Source organism: Pseudomonas sp. EB271-G4-1 (assembly GCF_058791355.1).
Window position 1 is genome coordinate 1 of the sequence record NZ_JBYTEO010000123.1, and the last position, 6,521, is coordinate 6,521.

General features: G+C 61.8%; 6 protein-coding genes. 1 reads left to right on the plus strand and 5 read right to left on the minus strand.

Annotated elements, in window-relative coordinates; genetic code table 11:
* Positions 1-78: 78 nt before the first annotated feature.
* The 5 genes from AC3WWR_RS30540 to AC3WWR_RS30560 form a co-directional block, all read right to left on the minus strand.
* Entirely contained in the window at positions 79-1,098 is a 1,020-nt protein-coding gene (locus AC3WWR_RS30540) for an NAD(P)H-dependent flavin oxidoreductase (protein ID WP_168757927.1), read from the minus strand.
* A gap of 3 nt (positions 1,099-1,101) precedes the next feature.
* A complete protein-coding gene (locus AC3WWR_RS30545; RefSeq protein ID WP_492599312.1) occupies positions 1,102-1,656 on the minus strand; it encodes a cytochrome b in 555 nt (184 codons plus the stop codon).
* A gap of 54 nt (positions 1,657-1,710) precedes the next feature.
* Positions 1,711-3,384, minus strand: a complete 1,674-nt coding sequence (locus AC3WWR_RS30550; protein ID WP_110751287.1) for a cation acetate symporter — start codon at positions 3,382-3,384, stop codon at positions 1,711-1,713.
* Complete coding sequence (locus AC3WWR_RS30555) at positions 3,381-3,695, minus strand: DUF485 domain-containing protein (protein WP_110751285.1); 315 nt, start codon at positions 3,693-3,695, stop codon at positions 3,381-3,383. The genes AC3WWR_RS30550 and AC3WWR_RS30555 overlap by 4 nt, the downstream gene beginning before the upstream one ends.
* A 129-nt stretch (positions 3,696-3,824) precedes the next feature.
* Entirely contained in the window at positions 3,825-5,075 is a 1,251-nt protein-coding gene (locus AC3WWR_RS30560) for an MFS transporter (protein ID WP_492599313.1), read from the minus strand.
* A gap of 218 nt (positions 5,076-5,293) precedes the next feature.
* Here AC3WWR_RS30560 and AC3WWR_RS30565 point away from each other — a divergent pair, with 218 nt between their 5' ends.
* Positions 5,294-6,322, plus strand: a complete 1,029-nt coding sequence (locus AC3WWR_RS30565) for a D-cysteine desulfhydrase family protein (protein ID WP_492599314.1) — start codon at positions 5,294-5,296, stop codon at positions 6,320-6,322.
* Positions 6,323-6,521 lie beyond the last annotated feature (199 nt).

The following is a 6,521-nucleotide window of genomic DNA, read 5'->3' on the forward strand; positions in this document are numbered from 1 at the left end:
CCCCCCCCCCCCCCCCCCCCCCCCCCCCCCCCCCCCCCCCCCCCCCCCCCCCCCCCCCCCCCCCCCCCCCCACAGGGTTCACTGCCAGCCGAGTGTCCTTCTCTGCTCGTTCAGGAACCGTCCTGTCGCAGCGTAGTCCGTGACCTTTCTCTCGGTTACAGACAACTGATCCAGCCCGCACGCCAGCTCCGCCACCCGCTCGGCCGCCGGCACGACACTGTGGATCTTGCCCACCCCCTGCCCCGCATACAGCGACAGCTTCTGCGCCATCCGTGGCTTGTCAATCGCCCGGGCCCCGCCGCCGATAAAGCGCAGCAGATTCCACTTGTCCCGATTGGGAATCACCCGGTGCGGCGTGCCGTAGGTCCAACCGAACGAATAGCCGGTGCGGTACTCCGTGTCATCGGTAGTCGCCTCGACAATCTTCTTTTTGTACAGCGGATGGGCGTTGGACTCGTCGGTGGCAATGAACGCCGTGCCCACCACCACCCCTGACGCGCCGAGCGACATCAGTGCGCGCACATCATCGCCGTGGACGATACCGCCGGCCGCCAGCACCGGCTTGCCCTCGGCGACGGCCAGGATCGACGTCAACAACGGCATGATGCCGATCGTGCCGCGATTGAGGTGCCCACCACTTTCACTGCCCTGGGCAATGATGATGTCCGCGCCCTGGGCGATGGCGATGCGAGCCAGCTCCACCGACCCCGCTTGCACCATCACCAGCAGCCCGGCGTCTTTCGCCCGGGGAATCATGTCGGCGGCATATTTCTCGGCATAGAACAGCGACAGCAATCTGGGCTTTTGCTTGAGGATCACCTGGAACTGCGCTTCGAACACATCCGGCCCGCCGAACTGCGGCACCAGGTTCACCCCGAAGGGCTGGTCGGTCAGTGCCCGTGTTTCCTCGATCCAACGACGCAAGGCCAAAGGTGGCAGGCGCAAGCCACCGAGCACGCCCATGCCCCCGGCGTTGGCCACGGCCCCGACCAGTTGCGGGCCGGAAATGGCGGCCATGCCGCCGAGGAAGATCGGGTAGTTCACGCCGCAGAGCCGGGTGACGACATTACCCGAAAAAACGTTTTTGTCCTGTTTCATGACTCACAGCTCCACATGTTTGCCAAGCATCCGCTTGAGCGTGTTGTTCTTCAGGAGAAAGTGATTTTTCGCGGCACCGAAAACATGCAGCGCGAGCCCTGCGAGGAACGCGGAGGCGCCAATGGCGAACAGCACATCGACCACATGCTTCAAGGTGGGGTTAACCGGCAGGAGCGACGGAATCCATAATCCGCCGGGCAGTTGCAGCACCTCGCCGGCGGCGGCCCGCGAAGCCCAAACCGCGATCGGCAACAGCACCATCGCCAAGGCCAGCGACACCGCCACCGAACGGCTGATGATCACTTCGATCGGGTTCGGCGTGCCTACCGGCAGCGGATGATAGGAGGCGATCCGCGCCCAGAACCGGTAGGACGAGACGAGGAACAGAATCAGCCCCAGCAGGTTTTGTACCCGGACAAGCGCCAGTTGCTGCGCCTCGCTGGAGGCGTGGCCGATCCACAGTTGCAGGCCGAAAATCGCCAGCAGCGAAATCGCCACGACCCAGTGCAGGGCAACGGTGATGGGTGAAAATCTCAGGCCATTGTCGCGTAGTTGCATGGCTGACTCCTTTTACAGAATGCGCAAATCAGGAAAGGATGGACCGCGAAGGTCTTAGTGGTTGACCGCCTGCGCGGCGCCGAGCCCGGTCTGGGCGCGGATCAACTGATCATCGAAACGCTCGCGCTCGAGCACCGCGCCACGGCTGCGGTCAGTCACCGAGCCCAGCCAGGTGAACAGGAATGCCACGTTCATCGAGATGATCGCCGGGTAGTCATAGGGGAAGATCGCCTCGGCATTGCCCAGCACCTTGACCCACACCGCCGGCGAAAGAATGACCAGCCCCACCGCACTCACCAGCCCGGCGACACCGCCGATCAGCGCGCCACGGGTGGTCAGCCCTTTCCAGTACATCGAGAGCACCAGGATCGGGAAGTTGACCGAGGCCGCCACGCCGAACGTCAGCGCGACCAGAAAGGCAATGTTCTGATCCTTGAACAGAATCCCCAGCACCACCGCGACGATGCCGATGCCCACCGAGGCAATGCGCGAAACGCGGCGTTCGTCCTTGGCTTCGGCCTTACCCTTCCTGACCACCATCACGTACAAGTCATGGGAGATCGCCGATGTGCCGGCCATGGTCAGCCCCGACACCACCGCCAGGATCGTCGCGAACGCCACGGCAGAAATGAAGCCCAGCAACAGGTCGCCACCCACGGCTTTGGCCAAGTGCATCACCGGCATGTTACTGCCGCCGATCAGCTTGCCCGCCAGATTGCCGGACTCGTAGAAGGCCGGGTCTTGCCCGACGATCACGATGGCCGCCAGGCCCAGCACGCCCACGATCAGGTAGAAAAAACCGATGAAACCCGTGGCGACGAACACCGATTTACGCGCCTGCCTGGCGTCCGGCACGGTGAAGAAGCGCATCAGGATATGCGGCAGTCCTGCGGTGCCAAATACCAGTCCCAGCGCCAATGAGATCAGCGACAGCGGGTCGGCCACCAGTTTGCTCGGCAGCAGGATCCGCTCGCCATCGCGGTGCGCGGCCACGGCTTTTTCAAACAACAGGTCGAAGGAAAAGCCGAACTTGCTCAGCGCCAGAAATGCCAGCAGCGTCCCGCCCACCAGCAGCAACCCGGCCTTGATGATCTGCACCCAGGTGGTGGCGACCATGCCGCCGAAGGTGACGTAGACCGCCATCAACAGCCCCACGGCAACCACCGCATAGTTGTACGGCAGACCGAACAGCAGCTGGATCAACTGCCCTGCTCCCACCATCTGGACCACCAGGTAAAAGCACACCACCGTCAACGAACCGAAGGCCGTCATCGTGCGGATGCGGTTTTGATCGAGGCGGAACGAAGCGATATCGGAAATGGTGATGCGCCCCAGGTTGCGGATGCGCTCGGCGAACAGAAACAACAGCAAGGGCCAGGCAACAAAGAAGCTGATCGAGTACAGCACGCCATCGAAGCCGTTGAAGAAGATCATGCTGGTGACCCCCAGCAACGCCGCCGCCGACATGTAGTCACCGGCCAGTGCCAGGCCGTTCTGGAAACCGCTGATGCCGCCACCGGCGGTGTAGAAATCATCCATGGATCGGGTTTTCGAGGCGGCCCAGTACGTGATGCCCAGGGTGGTCACGACAAAGACCAGGAACATACTGATGGCGGTGATGTTGATCGGTTGTTTTTCGACGCCCTGGATAACGTCACCGGCCATGGCGCGAGCCGCGAATACGCACAGCAGTACGGGAAGCATGAGGTTCATGAGGATGCGTTTCATACGATGGCCCCCGCGCGGATTTCTGCGCTCAGGTCATCGAATTCACCATTGGCGCGATGGATGTACAGCCCGGTGAACAACCAGGCCCCGACGATGAACACGGCACCTAAAGGCCAACCGATACTGATGATGCTGGTCGCGGAAAGTTTCGTCGCCAGCAACTGGGGGGCGAAAGCGGCGACGAGGATGAACGAGAAGTACGGGACAAGGGTTGCTGCGGTCAGACTGGCGACAAACCTTCGCTGCCGCGAGACCAGCTCCTTGTACCGGGGATGGTTGCGGATTCTGGCTGATTCGGTTGCATGGTTCACGTTGACTCCGTGTAGCAGTGGTAGCGTTATTGTTGTTCCACAGCCTCAGATTCAGACTCGATCCGCCACTGGCTGCGGTATCTGTGCCCCTTAAACCTATGCCCGGCACATGATCATGTAAAATGATCATTAATGATCCGGCTGATCGCTTTTGGTGAATTTACTACTTTGGATTCCCGCTTCACTTCTCACCCAGCCATTGATTCCGGCGCACAACACCAGCAGCGCGGCAGTCACCAGGAACACGTGGTGCAACCCGAAATGGGCGCCGATCTGGCCACCGATCAGGGGCCCGATCACCTGCCCGGAGAACTGCGCCGATTGCAGATAGCCAAGGATTTTCCCGCTGTCGTGATCCTCCACCGATTGCCGGATCAGCTTGGCAATCGCCGGCAGCAGCCCGGCTATGGTCATGCCCATCAGGCCGCGCAACACTGCCAGTTGCCACCACTGCGTAACGAATGCCTGGGGCACCATGACGATTGCCGTCAACACCAGGCATCCGATGATCACATTCCAGCTGCCGACCCGATCGGCCAGTGCCCCCAGCCTGGCAGCGGTCAGGATGCTGCCCAGCGCTGAACAGGCCATTACCACGCCGGCAATCTGCGCCTGATCATCAAAGGCCACGCCCAGATGACCGATGTAGACAGTGATGATCGGCTCGATCGACATGTTGGCCAGCAGCACCATCATTGCCGTCATCAGCAGTGCGCCAATGATCGGCCATCGAGAACCGGCACCTTCGACCGGGATTTTTTTGGCGCGTCGGGCCCCGTCCGAACTACGATCGAACGACTCACGAATCAGTACGATGGTGGTGATCGCCGCCACGGCGATCATTGCGCCGCCAACAAAAAAAGTGCCACGAATACCTACCCACTGCGGGAGGAATCCACCTACCAGCGGCCCGATCAGGTTGCCGGACAACGCCCCCGTCGACAGCACGCCCAGTGCCCAACCGGCCTTTTCCCGTGGCACCTGGGAACCGATCATCACGATCGAAGCCGAGGCATAACCGCCGATGAGCCCGGCGATCAGGCGCAGCGCCACCAGATCGGTAACGTCCCGCGCCAGCCCGATCAGCGACATCACGATCGCCATGCCGATGGCCGCGCGGACCAGCATCGGTTTACGCCCAAAACGATCAGCCAAGCGGCCCCAGAGCGGTGCAGTGATCGCCGTGCCAAAGAATGTCGCGCCGAACGCTACCGCGGACCACTGCACCACATCGGCCTGCTCAGTGACGCCCAGTTGCTGCACATAGAGCGGCAGGAACGGCAACAGCATGCTCAGGCTCACCAATGTGGTGAACGAGCCGAATACACAAACAGCCAGGTTGCGACGCCAATAGGCAAGATTGCGCTCGGCATAATTCATGGGACCAGGTACTCCGCAGGCGAATGCGGCAGACCTTATCTCGCGTCAATATATCTCGTGAAACGATTTATCAAGATCGATGACATCTGTATTAGAGATGCACGCATTCATTACACGGTGTATCAACTGTAATTCCTTGCCGGTGGTATATCTTCGAACCAGAGCTTTTTACAGTGGTCGATGGCGTTCAAATTCCTTCACTCCACGAGCGAACCTTCATGCCCAACGACTTGAATCATCTTGATGCCGCGCTGGCCGCCTACCCACGGGTGGCCCTGCTCGAAGGCCCGACGCCGATCCAGAAGCTGTCCCGCTTGAGCGACTTGCCCGAACTCAATGGCTGTCAGCTCTACGTCAAGCGCGACGACCTGACCGGTCTTGGCGGCGGTGGCAACAAACTGCGCAAACTGGAGTTCCTGCTCGGCGAAGCCTTGGCCGAAGGCGCCGACACACTGGTGACCTGGGGCGGTTTGCAATCCAATCACGCACGACTGACCGCGGCCGTGGCGGCCCGTCATGGCCTCGCCTGCGAGCTGATCCTGACACCCTCGGCCGTGCGCACCGATGACGACTTTTGCCACAACGGCAATGTGCTGCTGGATGCCTTGTTTGGCGCGAAGGTCCATCGGCTGGCTCGGGGTGTCTTGCCCGATGCCTACGCGACGCAGTTGGTCGACACGCTCAAGGGCCAAGGCAAGAGGCCCTTCGTGATGCCCCTCGGCGGGTCCAGCCCTCGGGGCAGCCTGGGTTATGCCGCCTGCGCAGGCGAGATCCTGCGCCAGGCGGAGGCGCTGGATATGCATTTCGAGCAAATCATCGTGCCCAATGGCAGCGCTGGCACGCACTCAGGTTTATTGGCCGGCGTCACCCTGGCTGGTGCCTCGACGCAAATCCTCGGCTACTCGGTGCTGGCGACGGAGGAACAGGCCGCGACCACGACCCTGGAAAAAACCCGACAGGTCCTGCAGCTGCTTGACCGGTCCACGACGCTGGCCGACCACTCGATTCGCGTGGATGGCAGCCAACGCGGCGATGCCTATGGCGCGCCGACCGAAGCGATGCTCGAAGCGGTACGCCTGCTGGCGTCCCAGGAAGGCTTGCTCACCGATCCCGTCTACGGTGGCAAGGCTTTCGCCGGGATGCTCGCGGCTGTACGTCGGGGTGATTACCGGGCGGGGAGCAATCTGCTGTTTGTGATGACCGGCGGCATGCCTGGTCTGTTTGCCTACCGGAGCGCCTTCGAGTGAGGGTCACGCCGCAGCTATAGGGTTTCGACATTCAGGTACAACCGTAAAAGTCAGGTCGGCTGTCAGGCCGCCTCGCTTTGCTGTTGATCGCAAGCGCCCCGTTAACCACGATGGCCGAAGCAGCATTGCGCAGTGGGGAAACCGGCAGGACGCCGGTTTAGCCGCGCTGGGCCAAGGATGGCCCATCGCGGCGACCCAC

Coding starts and splice junctions, on each gene's coding strand:
- AC3WWR_RS30540 (WP_168757927.1), bottom strand. CDS start 1,098: ATGAAACAGGACAAAAACGTTTTTTCGGGTAATGTCGTCACCCGGCTC.
- AC3WWR_RS30545 (WP_492599312.1), bottom strand. CDS start 1,656: ATGCAACTACGCGACAATGGCCTGAGATTTTCACCCATCACCGTTGCC.
- AC3WWR_RS30550 (WP_110751287.1), bottom strand. CDS start 3,384: ATGAAACGCATCCTCATGAACCTCATGCTTCCCGTACTGCTGTGCGTA.
- AC3WWR_RS30560 (WP_492599313.1), bottom strand. CDS start 5,075: ATGAATTATGCCGAGCGCAATCTTGCCTATTGGCGTCGCAACCTGGCT.
- AC3WWR_RS30565 (WP_492599314.1), top strand. CDS start 5,294: ATGCCCAACGACTTGAATCATCTTGATGCCGCGCTGGCCGCCTACCCA.